An 18,228-nucleotide genomic window follows, 5' to 3' on the forward strand; every position below is an offset into this window, starting at 1 on the left:
CGCCTGGCGGGTCCCCTCCGTGTGACCGTGACGAGAACGGACAGCGCCCCGGTCAGGCGCGGACACGGCGTGCCGGGCGGATCGTCTCGCCCGCTGTACGGCTCATCAGGACGCCCTCGAGGCAGGCGACCGCGAGCAGGGCGGCGATGACCCAGAACGCGACCGCGTACGGTCCGTCGCCGCCCAACCCGGAGGCCGCGCGGATGACGACGGCGGCGACGGCGACGCCGAACCCGGCGGCGGTCTGCTGCAGCGTCGAGGACAGCGTGTTGGCCGGCGTCATGTCCGCCTGCTCGACGTCGGCGAAGGCGATGGTGTTGTAGGCCGTGAACCCCACCGACCGGGCGGCACCACTGACGACGAGCAGCACCGCGAGCACCCAGAACGGCGTCTCACGGGTCATGAACGCCATCGCGACGACACTGAGCGCTGCGACCGCCGACGACACGATGATCACCGGGCGGTAGCCGAACCACCGCAGGAACGGCGTGGTCATCGGCTTGATGCCGAGGTTGCCGACGAAGACCCAGAGCACGGCGGACCCGGCGAGCACCGCGCTCCAGCCCCAGGCGTCCTGGAACAGCAGCGGCAGCACGAACGGCACGGCCGACACGGCCAGACGGAACAGGCTGCCGCCGGCGTGCGACACCCGGAAGGTCTCGAGGCGGAACGCGTCCAGTCCCATGATCGGGTGCGGTGCGCGGCGGAAGTGCCGGACGGCGAACCAGCAGCACACCGCGCCGAGGACACCGGAGACGACCACGGCGACGACCGGCACGACGTCGAGCGCGAGCAGCGACGCCATCACCACGAGCGACCCGAGCCCCACGCAGGCGAGCAGCGACCCGAACCAGTCGAAGGGCACGCGCTGGGCGGCGCGTTCCTGCGGCACGAGCACCAGGGCCGCGACGAAGGCGACGACCCCGAGCGGGATGTTGATGAGGAAGATCCAGTGCCACGTCAGGGTCTCGACGAGCACACCGCCGAGGAACGGGGCGATGATCGGGGCGGCGAGGGCCGGCCACGTCAGGATCGCGATGGCGGTGACGAGCTGTTCGCGTCCGGCGCTCCGGAGCACGACGAGCCGGCCGACGGGCACCATGAGTGCGCCACCGAGCCCCTGCAGGATGCGCCACAGCGTCAGCTCGACCAGGCCGGTCGACATCGCGCACAGGGCGGACGCGATGGTGAACAGGGCGATCGCGCCGGCGAAGACCGTGCGGGAGCCGATCCGGTCGGTCAGCCAGCCGGACACCGGGATGAAGACCGCGAGGGTGACGAGGTACGCGGTGATCGCGACCCCGACCGCGGCGGAGTCGACCCCGAGGTCACGTCCCATCGCCGGGGCCGCGGTCGCCAGGATCGTGCCGTCCAGGAGCTCCATGAAGAAGGTCCCGGCGACGAGCACGGCGACCGCCGTGCTGCCCGTCCGCCGTCTGGGTGTCGTCGCCGTCGTCGTCATCGCTGTACGAGCCTATGCCCGTGCGGCAGCCCACCCTGGCAGCCGGTCCTTCTGCATTGCAGAATGAGCGCGACGGAGCCGTTGCCCCGCGACCCGTCGGGGCGGGAGCGTGGTGGCACCACGACGACCAGGAGGACCGATGCCGATCGCACCCGCCACGGTGACCGCCAAGGGCGCGTGGTCCCCGGCGGCCCCGACGCCGCACCATGTGCTCGACGACGCCCACCTGCCCGTGATGACCCTGCGTGCCTCCGCGCTCGCGCACAACACCGCGGTCATGCAGGCCTACGTCGACCGACACGGCCTGCTCTTCGCGCCGCACATGAAGACGCACATGGCGCCGGAGCTCGCCGCGGACCAGATCGCCGCGGGCGCCTGGGGCGTCACGGTCGCCTCCGTGCAGCAAGCGATGGTCGCCTGGGAGCACGGCGTGCACCGGATCCTGGTCGCGAACGAGGTCCTCGATCCCGCGGGGCTCGCCTGGCTGGCGTCGCGCCGGTCGGTCGACCCCGGTGCCGACGTCCTCTGCTGCGTCGACTCGACGGCCGGCGTCGCCGCCGGTGTCGCTGCGCAGGAGGCCGTCGACGGCGAACTGCACGTCCTGGTCGAGGTCGGGTTCCCCGGCGGACGCACCGGGGTCCGCTCCCCCGCCGAGGCACGCGACCTGGCCGAGCGCGCTCACGCCGCCGGGCTCGTGCTCCGCGGCGTCTCCGGCTACGAGGGCGGGCTCCCCGGCGTCGACGCCGCCCGCACGTACGTCGCCGGTGTGCTCGCCGTCGCCCTCGCCGTCCGCCCCTTGGTCCCCGGCCCCCGCGCCCTGCTGAGCATGGGCGGCAGCGCCTGGTTCGACGCCGTCGTCGACGCGGTCACCGCCCGTCCGGACGACCTCGACGTGCTGCTGCGCTCCGGTGCGTCACTGGTCCACGACGACGGCTTCTACGCCGAACGCACACCCTTCGGGCGGCAACCCGCCGAGGGCTCGCTGCGCGCCGCCATCGAGGTCTGGGGGCGTGTCACCAGTTGCCCGGAACCCGGGCTCGCCTTCGTCGCCGTCGGCAAGCGCGACATCTCGTTCGACGAGGGACTGCCGGTGGTCCGACAGGTCCGGCCGGGAGGCACGGCTGCAGCCGCGCCGGTCGTCCCACCACCCGGGGCGGTCACCGTCACCCGCCTCGACGACCAGCACTGCTACCTGGCGTCCGGCGACGGGGCACCGACCCTCACGCCCGGGGACGTCGTCGTGTTCGGGATCTCGCACCCCTGCACGGTGTTCGACAAGTGGCGGCAGGTGCACGTGCTCGACGACGACGACACCGTGGTCCGGACGATCGCGACGTGGTTCTGATGGGTGCCGCACCCGGGTCCGCCGAGCCCCTCGACGGCGGGACGCCGGTCCGGAACGCCGCGCTGTCGCTGCGGCGGGCGCTCCGGTTGCTCGACTGCATCGCCGAACGCACCCGTACGGGGGAACCGTCGGTGAGCCTGACCGAACTGGCCGCGGAGCTCGGCACGGCGAAGTCGACCGTGCTCCGGCTGACGGCTCCGATGCTCGAGAACGACCTGCTGCGCCGCACGCCGGACGCCGGGTTCACGCTGGGGCTCGGAGCCCTGCTGCTCGGCCAGAGCTACCTGGAGGGCATCGACCTGCGCTCGGCCGCCGCGCCGTTCCTGCGGCGGACCGCCGAGCAGACCGGCCTCACCTGCCACCTGGTCGTGCCCGACGGCACCGACATCGTGTACGTCGACAAGGTCGAGACCCGCGGCACCGTGCGGATGGGGTCGAGGATCGGCAACCGCCTGCCGATGCGCAACACCGCCTCGGGCAAGGCGATCGTGGCGTTCGGCGAGCCGGAGCTGCTCGGCCGCGTGCTCGCGGAGCCGGCACGGGCCGTGACCGAGCACACCATCACCGACGACGACCGCTGGCGGACCGAGGTCGACCGCACCCACGGTCGGGGCTACGGCATCGACGACCGCGAGAACGAACCGGACATCCGCTGCGTCGCGGCGCCGGTGTTCGACCACGCGAACCAGGTCGTCGGCGCGATGAGCATCTCGGGGCTCGCCTCGCGCTTCCCCGCAGCGGCGGTCCGCGAACTCGGCGACGGGGTCGTCCGGACGGCCCGCGAGATCTCGGTGGCGCTCGGGTCCTCGTCGGCGCAGCTCGCCCTCGCCCGGGGTGCCCGATGACCGGTTCGGTGTTCACCTTCGGCGAGACCATGCTGCTCCTGACCGGTCAGGACGTCGGTGCCGTGCCCGACCTGCGACAGATGCGGGTCGACACGGGTGGGGCGGAGAGCAACGTCGCGATCGGACTCGTCCGGGCCGGCGTGCCCACCACCTGGTTGGGACGTGTCGGCACCGACCCGGCCGGCGACCGTGTGGCGGGCGACATCGGCGGCGAGGGCGTGGACGTCGTCGCGGTGCCCGACCCGGAGCGGTCGACCGGGATCATGATGAAGGAGCGGCTGCACGACGGCCGCACCCGCGTGACCTACCACCGCCGGGGGTCGGCAGGCGCGGCACTGACACCGGACGACCTGCCCGCCAGCATCGTCGAGTCGGCGGCGCTCCTGCACCTGACCGGCATCACGCTCGCGCTCTCCGACTCCGCGCGGGAGACCGTGGCCGCGGCGGTCGACCGCGCGACGGCAGCAGGTGTCCCGGTGTCGTTCGACGTCAACCACCGTCCGAAGCTCATCGACGCGGAGGCGGCCCGCACCCACTACCGACGGGTGGCGAGCCGTGCCGCCGTGGTGTTCGCCGGCGACGACGAAGCCCGGCTCGTGCTCGGGCGCGACGAGCACGACGGTGACGACGAGGCACTCGCGCACGGGCTCGCGGAAGTCGCCGGCGGCCGAGCGATCGTGAAGCTCGGGTCGCGCGGCGCGGTGGCCTCGATCGACGGCGTGCTCCTGCGCCGCCCAGCGACCCCGGTGCACGTGGTCGACCCCGTCGGTGCCGGCGACGCGTTCGTCGCGGGGTGGCTCGCCGCGACCCTCGCCGGAGTCAGCCCGGCCGAGGCGCTCGACCGCGCCGCCGACACCGGGGCGCTCGCCTGCACGGTCGCGGGTGACTGGGAGCGGCCGGACGCCGGTGCCCTGCACCGCGGGGCGCCTCCGGGCAGCGACCACGCCGTGCACGACCGGGTCGACCGCTGAACCGCCGCACCGCACCGCACACCCCCTCACCGCCGCACCACCGCCACCACCACCACCACCACCACCACTACCGCCCGCCACCGCCACCGCCACCGCCACCGCCACCACCACCACCGCACCACCCACACGCCGTCCGGGCACCCGCCCGTCGTCCCACGAGAGGGAGCGTCCCGATGACCGACCGCACCACGACCAGCGACAGCACCGGGGTCCCCGGGCCGCGGGACGACGCCCGCCACCGCCACCAGGCCGGCCCGGCCGTCGCGATCCTGCGCGGCGGCACCGGTCCGCACGTGCACGACGTCGTCGACACCCTGGTCGGGTGCGGCGTGACCGCCATCGAGATCACGACGAACACCCCCGGCTGGCGCGACGGCATCGAGCGCGCGGTCAGCCAGCACGGCAGCGCGGTGTCGGTCGGGGTGGGCACGGTGCTGGACGTCCGGCAGATCGACGAGGCCGCCGCAGCCGGGGCGAGCTTCGCGGTGAGCCCGCACCTGGACCCCGACCTCGCGGAACGGGCTCACGAACGCGGCCTCGGGTGGTACCCGGGCGCCGCGACACCGACCGAGATCGTCCGCGCCTGGCGCCTCGGGGCCCGCGCCGTCAAGGTCTTCCCGGCGGCACAGCTCGGTGGCCCGGCGTTCCTGCGGCAGGTGCTCGCCCCGCTCGACTTCGTGGACGTCGTCCCCACCGGCGGGATCGGTGTCGACGACGCCGCCGACTACCTGGCAGCCGGCGCCGTCGCGGTGGGACTCGGCTCGCCGTTGGTCGGTGACGCGCTGTCCACCGGCGACCTCGACGCCCTCCGCAGCCGCGCGGAACGCCTCACCGCGGCGCTCCGCCGATGACCACCGCCGTCCTGCTGCACGGCGGCGCGGTGCTCGGCCCCGACGACGAGCGGGTCCGGGCGGACGTGCTCGTCGTCGACGGCGTGGTGCGAGCGGTCGGCACCGGACTCGACGTCCCCGTCGGGGCACAGCGGGTGCGGTGCGACGGTCGGTTCGTCATGCCCGGGTTCGTCGATGCGCACTCGCACGCCGGGTCGTCGGTGTCCGACCCTGCGGTGCAGCTCGCGCTCCTGCGCCAGGGCGTCACCACCGTCGTCACCGGGCAGGACGGCGTCGGACCGGCACCGGGCGACGGCAGCTACGCCGACCGGTACTTCGCCGCGATCGACGGCCCGCACCCGACGTACCGGGGCGGTGGCATCGGCGCGCTGCTCGACGGGTACGACGGCACGACACCGATCAACGTCGCGACCCTCGTGCCGGCCGGCACGGTCCGGCACGAGGTCATGGGCGACGACCCGGCACCGGCGAGCGCCGACCAGATCGACGCCATGCGCGGCCTCGTGCGCGACGGACTCGCCGCCGGGGCGGTCGGCCTCTCGACCGGGCTCGACTACGTCCCTGGGCTGTTCGCCGACACCGACGAGATCGCCGCCCTGTGCACCGAGGTGGCTGCCGTCGACGCCGTCGCCGTCTCGCACATGCGGGGCGGGTACGAGGGGAACGCCCGCGCCGGCCTCGACGAACTGGCCGAGGTCGCTCGGCGAACGGGCGTCCGGACCCACGTCTCCCACCTGCACGCGCCCGTCGACCTCGCCGTGGCGGCACTCGCCGACCTGGCAGCAGACGGTGCGCCGATGACGTTCGACGCCTACCCGTACTCGCGGGGGTGCACGATCCTGTCGATGCTGCTCCTGCCGGCGGCCCTCGCCCGCCCCGGCACCGACGACCTCGCACGAGCGCTCGCGGACGCCGGTGGCCGTGACCGAGTCCGGGCCGAGGTGCTCGCCCGCGTGACGTCCCGCGCGGACCTCGGGACCGACTGGGCCGAGCAGGTCACGCTCTCGCACGTGCCCGCGGCCGCCTTCCACGCCTTGCAGGGCCGGACCCTCGCGGCCGCCGCCGCCGCGACCGGACGCGCCCCCGTCGACCTGGCCCTGGACGTGCTCGTCGCCGCGCGGTCGCAGGTCACCGCGGTGATGCGCGTGCCGCGTCCCCGCACGGCCGACGAGCTCGCGCCGCTGTTCCGGCTGCCGGCGCACACAGCCGGGTCGGACGGCATCTTCGTCGGGACGCACCCGCACCCGCGGGCGTACGGCACCTTCGCGCGGTACCTCGAGCAGTACGCCGTGACCGGCCGGTCCACGTGGGCGCAGGCACAGCGGCACCTGTCGACGTCGGCGGTCGAGCACCTGCGGCTCGGTCGTCGGGGCTCGGTCGCGGTCGGCGCGGTGGCCGACCTCGTGGTGGTCGACCCGGGTCGGGTCCGGGCGAACGCGACGTACGAGCACCCGATGCAGCTGGCCGACGGCATCGACGACGTGCTGGTCGCAGGCGTCCCGGTCCTGGCGGACGGCGCCCTGACGCACGCGACCCCCGGCGCCGGGATCCGTCGCGACCGAGGTCACGTCGGGTCGGGCACCGGGGGCCGGTGAGCCGGCGGCCGCCGGTCACTCCGTCCCGGGCAGCACCGCCACGACGTCGATCTCGACCAGGATGCCCGCCAGGTGCGACTGCACCGTCGTGCGGACCGGGTACGGCTGGGTGAAGTGCTTCGCGTACTCCTCGTTGAACGCCGCGAAGTCACGGTCGGAGTGCTCGAGGTGCACGGTGGCCTTGACGACGTCGTCGAGGGTGGCCCCGTGCTCGGCGAGCACCGCGGCCACGTTCGCCAGCACCTGCGCCGTCTGCCCGGCGACGTCGTCGGCCATGGCCCCGGTCGTCGGGTCCTGCGGGCCGAACCCGGCGGTGTAGATGAACCCGTTCGCCACGATGCCCTGGCTGTAGGGCCCGGCGGGCTTGGGGGCGTTGTCGGTCACGATGGCGGTCTTCGGCACGGTGGCTCCTCGCGGTGTCGGTGGGTGGGCCTCCAGGCTAGGCGGCACGCACCGGGTGGACCCGGGCACCCGCGCGAGGCGTTGCGGCCTGCACAACGCACGCCGCGCCTCCAGACCGTGCCCGAACCGTTGCGGTCCGCAGGACGCACGCCGCGCCTCCAGACCGTGCCCGAACCGTCGCGGCCTGCAGGACGCACGCCGCGCCCCGACGCCGTCCGCCGCGTGACGCGGTCGGTGGCCCACCGGGCGGGTTCCCAAGCCGGGGACGACTACCCTGGGCGGGTGTCGACCCGCCTGCCCGAGCGCCGAGGAGCCCACGCGTGAGCCGGCTCGACGACGCCGGCGTGGTCGTCGGCGCCGGCACCGCCTCGGCTCGCCGACGGGCGATCGACCTCGCCACCTCGCTGCCCGCGTGGGCCGCGGTCCTGCTCGTCTGGGCCGGCGGACGGGTGTTGTCGACGTTCTGGCTCCTCATCGCGTTCCCGCTCGCCGCCCGTGCGATGCCCGAGAACGGGGTCTGGGGCGACGGCCACGGCTTCGGGGCGTTCCTGGTGGCGTGGGACGGGCAGTACTACGAGCAGATCTCGTTGCACGGGTACCCCGACACGCTCCCCCTCGACGCCGCAGGCAACGTCGCGCAGAACGCGTGGGCCTTCCTGCCCGCGTTCCCCTTCGCCATCCGCCTGCTGACCATCTCGACCGGGCTGCCGTTCGAGGTCGGCGCGCCGATCGTCGCCACGGTCGCCGGCCTGGTGGCGACCGCCCTGCTGTACCGCCTGGTGCGCGATCGGACGGGGCACGCGGCGGCGATGTGGGCGGTCTTCTTCTTCGCGTGCGGTCCGCTGTCGTTCCTGCTGCAGGTCGGCTACGCCGAGAGCACCTTCCTCGCGCTGACGTTCGGTGCGCTGCTCGCCCTGGAGCGACGGCGGTACGGACTCGTCACCGTGCTCGGGGTCGTCGCCGCGTTCACCCGTCCCGGTGCGTTGGCGATCCCCCTCGTGCTCGGCGTCGTCGCACTCGTCCGCTGGATCCGTGCCCGGCGTGCTGACGGTCGGGTGCTCGAGACGTTCCCGCTGCGGGAACAGGTCCGGGTCGTGGCCGCCGGTCTGACGATGGTCGCCGCCGGGCTCGCCTGGCCGGTGATCGCCTCGCACGTGACCGGGACGCCGGACGCCTACCTGGAGACCGAGATGTCCTGGTGGGTGAACTTCATCGGTCGGGTGGAGTTCGTGCCGATGACCCCGTGGTTCCTGATCGCCGTACGCTGGCTCGGGGTGGGCGGCGTCCTCATCGTGGTGTTCCTGCTCGTGGCCTACCCGGTCTGGCTGCTGCGGCGGTCGACGCTGCGGCTCGGGTCCACCACGGTGCTGTACTCGGCGGCCTACGCGCTGTACATCTTCGCGGTGTCGCTCCCGATGGCGTCGACCCCGCGGCTGCTCATGCCGCTGGCACCCCTGTTCGGCTCGCCCGAGCTGGTGGCGAAGCCGTGGATGCGCCGGACCTTCGTGACGGCGGCGCTCGCCGGGCAGCCGGTGCTCGTGGCGGTGCTGTGGTTGCTCGGCCCGCCGTAGGGCGACGGGCGCGGGACGCGTGCAGACGCGGGACGACGGAGCCGGTGTCGTGCGACACCGGCTCCGTCGTTCCGCGTCAGCGGCTGGCGGTCAGAGCTCGACCGTGCCGTGGTCGCCGGTGTCCGGCTGGCTCTGCTTGCCGATCGCGGCCTTGAACATCTGCACCAGGCTGCCGACCGGTCCGGTGTCCTGGGTCCAGTACTCGACCGACACCCCCTCGACCGTCAGGAGTCGGATCGACGGGTCCTGACGTCCCTGGGGGAACCAGGCCTCGGCGAACGGGGACCACAGTTCGTCGACCACGGAGTCGTCCCGGGTCACGGTGGCCGTGCCGGCGATCGACAGGTACCCGCCCTGCGACTCGATGGCGACGTTGACGTGCGGGTTCCGCGCGATGTCCTCGACCTTCTCGCTGCCGTCCTGCACCAGGAACCGCAGGGTCCCGTGGAAGGTCTTGTCCTGCACGGCGAGGGGTCTGGCGTGCAGGTTGCCGTCCTCGCTCACGGTGGTGAGCAGTGCCGTGCGGGCGCCGTGGACGATGTCCGAGATGGCGGCGCGCTGGTCGGTCTGGGTGTCGGTCATGGTGCTCCTTTGCGTCATGCGCCCCGCTCCGCCGACGTGCGACCGTCGGTGCACGGGGCCGTACCGTTCCGACCAGTCTGCCCCTCGAGCGCTGGACGCGTCAGCCCGGCGTGGCGAGCGGGTCGGTCTGGAGGCCCGGCGCACGTCCGCCGGTCGGCTCCCGCCCGGCGCGCGCCGGCTCCCGAGCCCGCACGCTGCCGATGCGTGTGCACCGGGCGACGATCCACGCGTCGATCGCCGGGTGGATCGTCGATGCATGCACCCGCACCGGATGCAGGTGCACGGAGCGACGGGACACGAGACGTTCGACGCGTCGATCGTCGGGACATGCGCGCGCACGCACCCGGCGCGACCGGGGTCAGGCGGGCTCGCGGATCGTGGTCTCGACGTCGACGACCTGCGGGATCCGGGGCATCGAGGCGAAGCCGAACGCCACGGGTGGGTCGAGCGGCGCGAGTTCCCCGAGCGGCTCCCCCGCCCAGCTGCCGCGCACACCGGTGACGTCGTGCGCCCCGGTCACGCCGTAGTACTCGCGGCGGCCGTTGCCCGCCGAGCCCGCGGTGCCGGAACCGGGCGCGACCAGACGCGCGACGGGGTCGATCGCGGCGAGCCAGCGCGGGTCCCGCGCGACGGGCTTCGGCACGATGCGCAGGATCCGGCCGAGCGGCGAGATGCCGCCGACGTCGATCGACGCCTCCAGTGCCCCGGCCGACAGTTCGAGGCCGCTGGCGGTCCGGCGGGCACGGACGTCGACGACCGAGACGGTGTCGAAGCGGTAGGTGCCGGAGACGTACGCGGCGACGATCTCGTCGGGGGCGAGCAGCACACTCGTGCCGTCGGGCAGCTCGAGGAACACGTCCGTGAACGCGCCGAACGGCGACTGCTCCCACATGCCGACGACGATCCGCACGCCCGAGGTCGTGCCGACGCCCATGATCCGGCCGCGGAACCGACGCTCGACGTGGGAGGTGCTGGGACGTGAGGGCATGCCGTGGACCGTACCCGGCGCCGCCGTGAGGCGATCACGGCGGGCCGGTGCGGGCCTCCCGGCTGGCGCGCCCGCCGCGCGGCTAGGCGACGGGGACGGGCTGCGCCAGCAGCTCGCGCACCCGCGGCGCGACCTGCGTGCCGTAGAGCTCGATCGAGCGCATCATGTCGGCGTGCGGCAGACGCCCCGTGGCGTACCGCATGTCGAAGCGCGAGGCGCCGAGGATCCGCATGTTGCGCGCGATCTTGCGGGCGACCGTCTCCGGAGACCCGACGTAGAGCGACCCGCCGGCCGACAGGCTCGCGCGGTAGCCGGCGACGTCGAGGGGCGGCCAGCCGCGCTCCCGGCCGAGCTGGTCGGTGACGGCCTTGTGGTACGGCCAGTAGCGCTCGGCGGCCTCTTCGTCGGTGGCGGCCACGAAGCCCGGCGAGTGCATCGCGATGGGCTGCTGCGGAAGCTCGAGCTGTGCCAGTGCCTGGCGGTACAGGCGCGAGAACGGGGCGAACTGCGCGGGCTGCCCGCCGATGATGGCGAGGAACAACGGCAGGCCGTACGAGGCCGCACGGATGACCGACTGCGGGGATCCGCCGACGCCGATCCAGGTGGGGATGGCGCCGTGCTCGAGCTTCGGGAAGACGTCCTGGTCGACCAGGCTCGCGCGCTTCGTGCCGGACCACGTGACGGCGTCGCCGCCGCGCAGCGCTGCCCAGAGCTGGAGCTTCTCCTCGAACAGGACCTCGTAGTCGCTCAGCTCGTAGCCGAACAGGGGGAACGACTCGGTGAAGGAGCCACGACCCAGGATGACCTCGGCGCGGCCGTTCGACAGGGCGTCGACGGTGGCGAACCGCTCGTACACGCGGACCGGGTCATCGGAGGACAGTACGGTGACCGCCGATCCCATGCGGATCTTCGAGGTCGACGCGGCGATCGCGGCGAGGACGACCTCGGGCGCGCTCACCACGAAGTCGGCGCGGTGGTGCTCCCCGACGCCGATGAAGTCGACGCCCACCTGGTCGGCGAGGACGGCCTGGTCGACGACGTCGCGGATGCTCTGCGCGTCGGACTGCAGGCTGCCGTCGGCACGCTCGGTGACGTCGCCGAAGGTGTCGAGCCCGAGCTGCAGGGGGCCGACCCGGTCGGGTGCGGGCGGCGGCACGTCCGAGGGGCGGTCGGTACCGAATGCGTTGCTCATGGTCTCCTCCTGGTCGCACTTCCATGCGTTTGCATCAAACTACCACGGACGCGGCCGCGGCGCACGCACCAGCGGCCGCACCCCGCAGCCCGCGCGGCTGCGACGCACGTGGCGCGTGTACGGTCACCGACATGCCGATCCTCCCTGACCAGACCGGACGCCGCATCGTCGTGACCGGCGCCAACAGCGGCACCGGCCGAGAAGCCGCGCTCCGCCTGGCGACCGCCGGCGCGAGCGTCGTGCTCGCGGTGCGCGACACCGGGAAGGGCGACGCCGCCGCGGCCGACATCCGCGCGGCCCACCCCGACGCCGACCTCGAGGTCCGTGAACTCGACCTCGCCGACCTCGCGAGCGTGCGGCGCTTCGCCGCCGGCATCGCCGACGAGGACCGCCCGGTCGACGTCCTGGTGAACAACGCCGGCGTGATGGCCCCGCCGCGCCGCATCGAGACCGTCGACGGCTTCGAGCTGCAGCTCGCGACGAACTTCCTCGGGCCGTTCGCGCTGACGAACCTGCTGCTGCCCGCACTGCTCCGCGCCGAGGCCCCGCGGGTCACGACGATGTCGAGCCTGGCGGCGATGGGCGGCAGCATCCGGTTCCGCGACCTGCAGTGGGAGCGCGGCTACAACGGCTGGCGTGCCTACGGGCAGTCGAAGCTCGCCGACCTGCTCCTCGCGCTGCACCTGCACCGCCTGACCGTCGAGGCCGACGTCCCCTTGCTCAGCACCGCCGCGCACCCCGGCATCACCCGCACGAACCTCATGGCGAACGGCCGGTCGCTCGGACGGTCCGGGTCGGGTCGCTCCGGTGACCGGCAGATGCCCTTCGCGCAGAGCGTGGAGCAGGGCACCGAGCCGCTGCTCTACGCCGCCGTCGGACCGAACGCGGTGGGCGGCGCCTACTACGGTCCGTCCGGCGCGTTCGGCATGTCCGGCCCCGCCACCACCGTGTCGATCCCCGGCTCGGCCCGCAGCGCCGACCTCGCCCGCTCCCTGTGGGCGGTCGCCGAGGACCTCACCGGGACGCGCGCGCCGTTCTGACCCCTCGCGCCGCCGGGACGGTGCGGTCGCGCGGACGGGAGGCCCGGCCCGGCTCCGCCCCGCGGCGCCCGTCAGGCCCGGTGCAGCTCCACCGACCCGTCGAGCCGACCGGGGTCGGCCAGCCGGGCGTGCTGCAGCACGGTGCGGTCGGGACCGATCGCCGCGGCGACGATCGACAGGGTCGTCATGTGTCCCTCGGCCTCGTGCGCGTCGCGCAGGATGGCGTCGGGGTGGTCGGTGGGCAGCGCGGCCGAATCCGCCAGCACCCCGAACCAGCCGCTCCAGCCGTCCCCCGCGTCGGTGCCGGCATCGGCGGCCCGCAGCTCGTCGAACGGGCCGAGCTCGGGCGGACCGACGGGCGCGTCGACCGCGCGGAAGGCACCGAGCCACCGGCCGATCCGCGGAGCCGCCGGGTCGTCGGCCTCGCCGTGCGTGACCATGTGGACGCCGGGTCCGAGCTCGGTGGTGCGCACCCGTTCGCCGTCCCAGGTCAGGACCGACGCGCCCTCGGCCGTCGCGCGCACGAGGTTGAACGCCCGGGTGGTCGGCAGCACGCCGTCGTCACCCGGCAGGTGGTCGTCGGCGAGGGCGTCGACCGGCAGCACGCCCCGGGTCGTCCACGTGCCGTCGTCGCTCGGCACCGCCTCCGACCGGTTGAGCACCACCGCCAGGCCGGCCCGGTCGGACGCCGCGAGCCACGCGCCGCCCGCGGAACGGTCACGGACACCGCGCACGCTCGGGTCGCGGTCCGGCCACCAGGCCGCCGGCGGGTCCCAGGGACGCTCGGGCGACTCGTCCCGCAGGGCGAGCACGGTGACGGGCCACGCGGCCCCGGGGTCGACGCGGACGACGACGGTGCACATGCCCTCGATCCTCGCACGTGGTCCCGGTAGCGTGAGCCGGGTGAACGCACCAGCTGAGCGCGCCCTGACCGTCATCGTGGGGATCACCGGGGGCATCGCCGCCTACAAGGCCGTCGGGGTCGTCCGCGACCTCGTCAAGCGCGGCCACGACGTGCACGTCGTCCCGACCGAGGGCGCCCTGCGCTTCGTCGGCCTGCCGACGCTCGAGGCCCTCAGCCGCAACCCGGTCACCACGAGCGTCTGGGACGACGTCGCCGAGGTCCGGCACGTCGCACTCGGCCGCCGCGCCGACCTCGTCGTCATCGCCCCGGCCACCGCCGACTCGCTGGCGCGGATGGCGGGCGGCCTGGCGAGCGACCTGCTCGGCACGACGCTGCTCGCCACCGAGGCCCCCGTCGTCGTCGCGCCGGCGATGCACCCGCAGATGTGGGAGCACCCGGCCACCCGGGCGAACGTCGCCACCCTGCGCGAGCGCGGCGTGCACCTGGTCGGGCCGGTCGTCGGTGCGCTCACGGGCGACGACGCCGGCATCGGTCGGATGGCGGAGCCGGAGGACATCGTCGCCGCGGCACTCGCGGTGCTCGACCACCCGACCGACGGGGGCCGACGCGCCGGGGTCGACCCGGGCCTCCAGGCCGGCACCGGTGCCCGCGGCGAGCAGGGCGACCTGGCGGGCGTCCGCGTCGTCGTCAGCGCCGGCGGCACGCGGGAACCCGTCGACCCGGTGCGCTTCGTCGGCAACCGGTCGAGCGGACGGCAGGGCCTGGCGATCGCAGCCGACGCCGTCCGTCGCGGCGCAGCCGTGACCCTCGTGGCGGCGAACATCGACGCCGCGACCACCGACGCGCTGGACGCCACCGTCGTGCCGGTGGGATCGGCGCTCGAGCTCGCCGAGGCCGTGCACCGCGCGGCGGAGCAGGCCGACGTGGTGGTGATGACGGCCGCCGTGGCGGACTACCGGCCGGCCGAGGTGCACGCCGAGAAGCTCAAGAAGGACGCGCAGGGCGAGCACATGACGCTCGAGCTCGTGCGGAACCCGGACGTCCTGGCCGAGCTGGTCGCGGCGCGGCGGACGGGGCAGATCATCGTCGGGTTCGCCGCCGAGACCGAGCCCGACCGCGCCGCCCGGATCGAGCTCGGCCGCGCCAAGATCGCCCGCAAGCCGGCCGACCTGCTCGTCGTGAACCACGTCGGCTGGTCGGCGGGGTTCGAGCGCGAGGAGAACGCCATCGAGGTCCTCGTGCCCGGTGGCGAGGTGGTGCGGGAGACCTCCGGCACCAAGGCCGAGGTGGCGACGGCGGTCCTCGACCTGGTGGCGACCGCCCTCACCTGAGCCCGACGCGCCCGCCGCACCCGCGACACCTCCGGCCGCTCCCGAGCAGGGGCGAGCACGATGGGGCCATGCGACGACGTGAGCGGGCCCGGCGTGCCGACCGCACGGCCACCATCCTCGCGGTGATCCTCGGCGGGGCCGGCGTCACCCACTTCCTGCGCCCGCGCGGCTACGACCGGATCGTCCCCGACGCCCTGCCGCCGCGCCTGACGACCCTGGCCTCGGGCGTCGCCGAGCTCGCCATCGCCACCGGTCTGGTGGTCCCGGCCGCGCGACGGACCTCGGGGTGGGCGGCCGCTGCACTGTTCGCGGCGGTGTTCCCGGCCAACCTCAAGATGGCGAGCGACCTGCTCGACCACCCCCGGTCGAGCCGGACGATGCGGATCGTCTCGGTGCTCCGGCTCCCCCTGCAGGCGCCTCTCGTGCTGTGGGCCGTGCGCGTCGCCCGCCACGCCTCGAAGCCGTGAACCAGCCGTCGTGGACCCGTGCGGCGGTGCCGTTGCTGCACCGGCCGGTCACGCAGCACGCCTGGGAGGACATCGTCTTCGCGCACTGGCGGTCCGACCCGGCGGCGCTGCAGCGGCTCGTCCCGCGCGGGACGCGGCCGGACGTGGTCGACGGCAGTGCGTGGGTCGGCCTGTCCGCCTACGTGTTCCGCGAGACCCGGGTGCCGCCGTTCCCGTCCGCCGGCCGGCTCGGCACGATGAGCGAGGTGACGATCGAGGTCCTGACGGTGGACGACGACGGCCGTCGCGGAGTGACCTACCGCACCGTGGACACGGCGAACGTCCCCGCCATCGTCGCGGCGCACGCGCTGCTCGGCGTGCCGTACACGTTCTCGCACGCCCGGTCCGGCCGCCGCGGTGACACCGTGGCGCACCGGTCCGTCCGGCACCCGGCCCGCGCACTGCACCCGGTCCGGTGGGCACGCTCCCTGCGCCCGGGCCGGACGACCGGGACGGCACGACCCCGGCACGCGGCGACCGTCCGGGTGACCGCGGGCGAGGTCGTCGACACCCCGCTGGCCGCCGAGCTCACCACGCGCGCGGGCATCCACGCCCGGTACCTGACGCAGACGCTGTTCTGGCAGCGCCAGCACCCGCCGCTGACCACGCGGGCCGGTCGCCTGGACCGGCTCGAGGGCGACCTGCCCGACGCGGTCGGGATGCCCGGCCTGTTCGACCGCGAGCCGGACTCGCTGCTCGTGGTCGACGGCACCACGGTGCGGTACGGCTGGGGCGGGGTGGTCCGGTGACCGACCCGTTCGACCTGGAGCGCTTCGTCCGGGCGCAGGACGGGGTGCACGAGGTCGCACTCGACGAGCTCCGCCGCGGCCGCAAGACGTCCCACTGGATGTGGTTCGTGTTCCCCCAGCTCGCCGGACTCGGGCGGAGTGCGACCGCCGAGCGGTACGGGATCTCGGGTGCCGACGAGGCTCGGGCGTACCTGGCGCACCCCGTGCTCGGCACCCGGTTGCGGACCGCCGCCGAGGTCGTCGCGGCGGCGCCTGGACGGTCGGCGGACGCGGTGCTCGGCGGCACCGACGCGGTGAAGCTGCGGTCGTCGGCGACCCTGTTCGCCGCGGTCGCCGACGACCCGCGGCCGTTCTCCGCGGTGCTCGACCGCTGGTACGGCGGCGCCGTCGACCCGGCGACGACGCGACTGCTCGGCGGGTCGTCCCAGGCGGCGGACGACGACCGCTGAACCGCGGCCGGACCAGGCGCCGGAGCGAGCGCTGGGTCGAGGGCACGGCGGGCCTCGAGCCGAGCGCAAGACCGGTCCCATATCAGGTACGGTGAGGCGGGCAGCCCGCCCCGTCCCCGAAGGAGAACGCATGCCGGTCCCCCGCAGCGCCCCGACCGAGCACCAGCTGCTCCGCGACACCGTGCGGCACAAGATCCACGCGGCGATCATGGACGGCACGCTGCTGCCCGGTGAGCGGCTCAACGACGACGAGCTCATCTCGTGGCTCGGCGTCTCGCGCACCCCCATCCGCGAGGCCCTGAGCCAGCTGTCCCGGGCCGGCCTGATCGAGATGGCACCGAACCGGTACACCCGCGTCACCACACCGGACCCGGCCGAGGTCGTCGAGGCGATGCAGACGCTCGGCGTGCTGTTCGGCGGCGTCGTCCGCCTGGCGGTCCCCCGTCTCGGCGCAGCGGCCCGGAAGAAGATCCTGGCGCAGCTCGACACCACCATCGCCGAGCTCGAGGCGCACGACGTCCCGGCCGTCAACCACGACGCCCTCGACGTCTTCGCGCTCTACGTCGCCGAGTGCGGCAACGAGAACCTGCAGCGCGTCTGCCGCGACACGATGGACGGTCTGGCCTTCCGGCTGCGCCTGCCGAACCTCGACGAGCTGGTCGACTGGGACCGGATGACCGAGGACTTCCGCCGCCTGCGCGCGGCGACCGAGTCGGGCGACAACGTGGCGGCCGAGCTGGCGACCGAGGCGATCCACCAGCTGCCGGGCGAGAAGCGCTGAACGTTCCTGTACCGCCGTACAGGAACAGGCGCTCCGAGGGCGTTGGACGCCGCGGAGCCCGGTGCGCGGCGACCGGCCGGACCCGGCGCACCACGACCGCGACGCTCCCAGACTGGGGCGCTCGGGAGCCGATAGCATCGCGAGCGACCACCCGAACCCCCACCCGGAGCCACACATGAGCACCCGCCCGACGGACCGCACCGAGGTCGCCGCACGCCTGGCCGCCGCGGTCGGACGGATCAACCGTCGGGCACGCACCGACTCGGCGTCGCTCGGCTACGGGATCGTGTCGGCGCTCGCGTCGATCCAGCGTCACGGTCCCCTGCGCCCCGGCGACCTGTCGCGGATCGAGGTCGTCACGAAGCCGACCATGACCCGCATCCTGACCGAGCTCGAGCAGCGGGGGTTCATCGAGCGCGAGGCCGACCCGCGCGACGGCCGGGCGTTCATGGTCTCGGCCACACCGGAGGGCATCGCGGCGGTCGAACGCGCCCGCGCGAACCGCACCGGCATCGTCGCCGAGCTGATCGGCGAACTCGACGACGACGACGTCGAGGCCATCGCGAGTGCGCTCGGCGCCCTCGAGCGCGTCGCGCAGGGTGAGCACGCCCAGGAACCTCACACCTTCTGACGCCTCTCCGGCCGTTACCGAACCGTTACCAAGCAGGTGGACGGACCGTTCTGCCAGTGTTCCTGGACGGGC

The 18,228-nt window shown here is 74.3% G+C and carries 19 protein-coding genes; 13 read left to right on the forward strand and 6 right to left on the reverse strand.

All coding sequences use genetic code 11. From position 1 onward, the window contains the following. Positions 1-52: 52 nt before the first annotated feature. Positions 53-1,462 (reverse strand): MFS transporter, encoded by a 1,410-nt coding sequence (locus I8920_RS11390; RefSeq protein ID WP_198656446.1) that lies wholly within the window; start codon positions 1,460-1,462, stop codon positions 53-55. 139 nt (positions 1,463-1,601) lie between these two features. Between I8920_RS11390 and I8920_RS11395 the strand changes: the two genes are divergently transcribed. From I8920_RS11395 to I8920_RS11415, 5 genes are all read left to right on the forward strand, one after another. After that, positions 1,602-2,807, forward strand: coding sequence for an alanine racemase (locus tag I8920_RS11395; protein ID WP_198656447.1), 1,206 nt, complete (start codon positions 1,602-1,604; stop codon positions 2,805-2,807). Then, the gene (locus I8920_RS11400) at positions 2,807-3,652 is read left to right on the forward strand and encodes an IclR family transcriptional regulator (protein WP_232832883.1); all 846 of its coding nucleotides are present in this window, start codon (positions 2,807-2,809) and stop codon (positions 3,650-3,652) included. The genes I8920_RS11395 and I8920_RS11400 overlap by 1 nt, the downstream gene beginning before the upstream one ends. Beyond that, on the forward strand, positions 3,649-4,623 hold the full coding sequence (locus I8920_RS11405; RefSeq protein WP_198656449.1) for a sugar kinase: 975 nt from the start codon (positions 3,649-3,651) through the stop codon (positions 4,621-4,623). The genes I8920_RS11400 and I8920_RS11405 overlap by 4 nt, the downstream gene beginning before the upstream one ends. A gap of 173 nt (positions 4,624-4,796) precedes the next feature. Then, the gene (locus tag I8920_RS11410; protein WP_198656450.1) at positions 4,797-5,474 is read left to right on the forward strand and encodes a bifunctional 4-hydroxy-2-oxoglutarate aldolase/2-dehydro-3-deoxy-phosphogluconate aldolase; all 678 of its coding nucleotides are present in this window, start codon (positions 4,797-4,799) and stop codon (positions 5,472-5,474) included. Next, entirely contained in the window at positions 5,471-7,069 is a 1,599-nt protein-coding gene (locus I8920_RS11415) for an N-acyl-D-amino-acid deacylase family protein (protein WP_198656451.1), read from the forward strand. Before I8920_RS11410 ends, I8920_RS11415 begins: the two co-directional genes overlap by 4 nt. 15 nt (positions 7,070-7,084) lie before the next feature. Here the strand turns inward: I8920_RS11415 and I8920_RS11420 are convergent, their stop codons facing one another. Further along, a complete protein-coding gene (locus I8920_RS11420) occupies positions 7,085-7,471 on the reverse strand; it encodes a RidA family protein (RefSeq protein ID WP_198656452.1) in 387 nt (128 codons plus the stop codon). 320 nt (positions 7,472-7,791) lie between these two features. Between I8920_RS11420 and I8920_RS11425 the strand changes: the two genes are divergently transcribed. Beyond that, positions 7,792-9,042 carry a hypothetical protein gene (locus I8920_RS11425; RefSeq protein ID WP_198656453.1) on the forward strand — a complete coding sequence of 417 codons (1,251 nt, stop codon included), beginning with the start codon at positions 7,792-7,794 and terminating at the stop codon, positions 9,040-9,042. Between the two features lie 90 nt (positions 9,043-9,132). Here I8920_RS11425 and I8920_RS11430 read toward each other — a convergent pair whose 3' ends face one another. From I8920_RS11430 to I8920_RS11440, 3 genes are all read right to left on the reverse strand, one after another. Continuing rightward, the gene (locus I8920_RS11430) at positions 9,133-9,624 is read right to left on the reverse strand and encodes a pyridoxamine 5'-phosphate oxidase family protein (RefSeq protein WP_198656454.1); all 492 of its coding nucleotides are present in this window, start codon (positions 9,622-9,624) and stop codon (positions 9,133-9,135) included. Positions 9,625-9,982: 358 nt separating this feature from the next. Further along, on the reverse strand, positions 9,983-10,612 hold the full coding sequence (locus I8920_RS11435; protein WP_198656455.1) for a hypothetical protein: 630 nt from the start codon (positions 10,610-10,612) through the stop codon (positions 9,983-9,985). 82 nt (positions 10,613-10,694) lie between these two features. Next, positions 10,695-11,804 (reverse strand): LLM class flavin-dependent oxidoreductase, encoded by a 1,110-nt coding sequence (locus tag I8920_RS11440; protein WP_198656456.1) that lies wholly within the window; start codon positions 11,802-11,804, stop codon positions 10,695-10,697. A gap of 131 nt (positions 11,805-11,935) precedes the next feature. Between I8920_RS11440 and I8920_RS11445 the strand changes: the two genes are divergently transcribed. Next, positions 11,936-12,844, forward strand: a complete 909-nt coding sequence (locus tag I8920_RS11445) for an SDR family oxidoreductase (RefSeq protein ID WP_198656457.1) — start codon at positions 11,936-11,938, stop codon at positions 12,842-12,844. Positions 12,845-12,915: 71 nt separating this feature from the next. Here the strand turns inward: I8920_RS11445 and I8920_RS11450 are convergent, their stop codons facing one another. Beyond that, positions 12,916-13,707: an NRDE family protein gene (locus tag I8920_RS11450; protein WP_198656458.1), complete on the reverse strand. Its 792-nt coding sequence runs from the start codon at positions 13,705-13,707 to the stop codon at positions 12,916-12,918. A 64-nt stretch (positions 13,708-13,771) separates the two neighbouring features. Between I8920_RS11450 and I8920_RS11455 the strand changes: the two genes are divergently transcribed. From I8920_RS11455 to I8920_RS11480, 6 genes are all read left to right on the forward strand, one after another. Then, positions 13,772-15,040, forward strand: a complete 1,269-nt coding sequence (locus I8920_RS11455) for a bifunctional phosphopantothenoylcysteine decarboxylase/phosphopantothenate synthase (RefSeq protein ID WP_198658736.1) — start codon at positions 13,772-13,774, stop codon at positions 15,038-15,040. A 68-nt stretch (positions 15,041-15,108) separates the two neighbouring features. Next, the gene (locus I8920_RS11460; protein WP_198656459.1) at positions 15,109-15,507 is read left to right on the forward strand and encodes a DoxX family protein; all 399 of its coding nucleotides are present in this window, start codon (positions 15,109-15,111) and stop codon (positions 15,505-15,507) included. Further along, complete coding sequence (locus tag I8920_RS11465) at positions 15,504-16,295, forward strand: YqjF family protein (protein WP_198656460.1); 792 nt, start codon at positions 15,504-15,506, stop codon at positions 16,293-16,295. The genes I8920_RS11460 and I8920_RS11465 overlap by 4 nt, the downstream gene beginning before the upstream one ends. After that, positions 16,292-16,744 (forward strand): DUF1810 domain-containing protein, encoded by a 453-nt coding sequence (locus I8920_RS11470; protein WP_198656461.1) that lies wholly within the window; start codon positions 16,292-16,294, stop codon positions 16,742-16,744. The genes I8920_RS11465 and I8920_RS11470 overlap by 4 nt, the downstream gene beginning before the upstream one ends. Before the next feature lie 130 nt (positions 16,745-16,874). After that, a complete protein-coding gene (locus I8920_RS11475; RefSeq protein ID WP_198656462.1) occupies positions 16,875-17,525 on the forward strand; it encodes a GntR family transcriptional regulator in 651 nt (216 codons plus the stop codon). 175 nt (positions 17,526-17,700) lie between these two features. Further along, complete coding sequence (locus I8920_RS11480) at positions 17,701-18,156, forward strand: MarR family winged helix-turn-helix transcriptional regulator (protein ID WP_198656463.1); 456 nt, start codon at positions 17,701-17,703, stop codon at positions 18,154-18,156. Positions 18,157-18,228: the final 72 nt, after the last annotated feature.

The organism is Curtobacterium sp. YC1 (genome assembly GCF_016267665.1).
Lineage (GTDB): Bacteria > Actinomycetota > Actinomycetes > Actinomycetales > Microbacteriaceae > Curtobacterium.

Coding starts and splice junctions, on each gene's coding strand:
- I8920_RS11390 (WP_198656446.1), bottom strand. CDS start 1,462: ATGACGACGACGGCGACGACACCCAGACGGCGGACGGGCAGCACGGCG.
- I8920_RS11395 (WP_198656447.1), top strand. CDS start 1,602: ATGCCGATCGCACCCGCCACGGTGACCGCCAAGGGCGCGTGGTCCCCG.
- I8920_RS11400 (WP_232832883.1), top strand. CDS start 2,807: ATGGGTGCCGCACCCGGGTCCGCCGAGCCCCTCGACGGCGGGACGCCG.
- I8920_RS11405 (WP_198656449.1), top strand. CDS start 3,649: ATGACCGGTTCGGTGTTCACCTTCGGCGAGACCATGCTGCTCCTGACC.
- I8920_RS11410 (WP_198656450.1), top strand. CDS start 4,797: ATGACCGACCGCACCACGACCAGCGACAGCACCGGGGTCCCCGGGCCG.
- I8920_RS11415 (WP_198656451.1), top strand. CDS start 5,471: ATGACCACCGCCGTCCTGCTGCACGGCGGCGCGGTGCTCGGCCCCGAC.
- I8920_RS11430 (WP_198656454.1), bottom strand. CDS start 9,624: ATGACCGACACCCAGACCGACCAGCGCGCCGCCATCTCGGACATCGTC.
- I8920_RS11435 (WP_198656455.1), bottom strand. CDS start 10,612: ATGCCCTCACGTCCCAGCACCTCCCACGTCGAGCGTCGGTTCCGCGGC.
- I8920_RS11440 (WP_198656456.1), bottom strand. CDS start 11,804: ATGAGCAACGCATTCGGTACCGACCGCCCCTCGGACGTGCCGCCGCCC.
- I8920_RS11445 (WP_198656457.1), top strand. CDS start 11,936: ATGCCGATCCTCCCTGACCAGACCGGACGCCGCATCGTCGTGACCGGC.
- I8920_RS11450 (WP_198656458.1), bottom strand. CDS start 13,707: ATGTGCACCGTCGTCGTCCGCGTCGACCCCGGGGCCGCGTGGCCCGTC.
- I8920_RS11460 (WP_198656459.1), top strand. CDS start 15,109: ATGCGACGACGTGAGCGGGCCCGGCGTGCCGACCGCACGGCCACCATC.
- I8920_RS11475 (WP_198656462.1), top strand. CDS start 16,875: ATGCCGGTCCCCCGCAGCGCCCCGACCGAGCACCAGCTGCTCCGCGAC.
- I8920_RS11480 (WP_198656463.1), top strand. CDS start 17,701: ATGAGCACCCGCCCGACGGACCGCACCGAGGTCGCCGCACGCCTGGCC.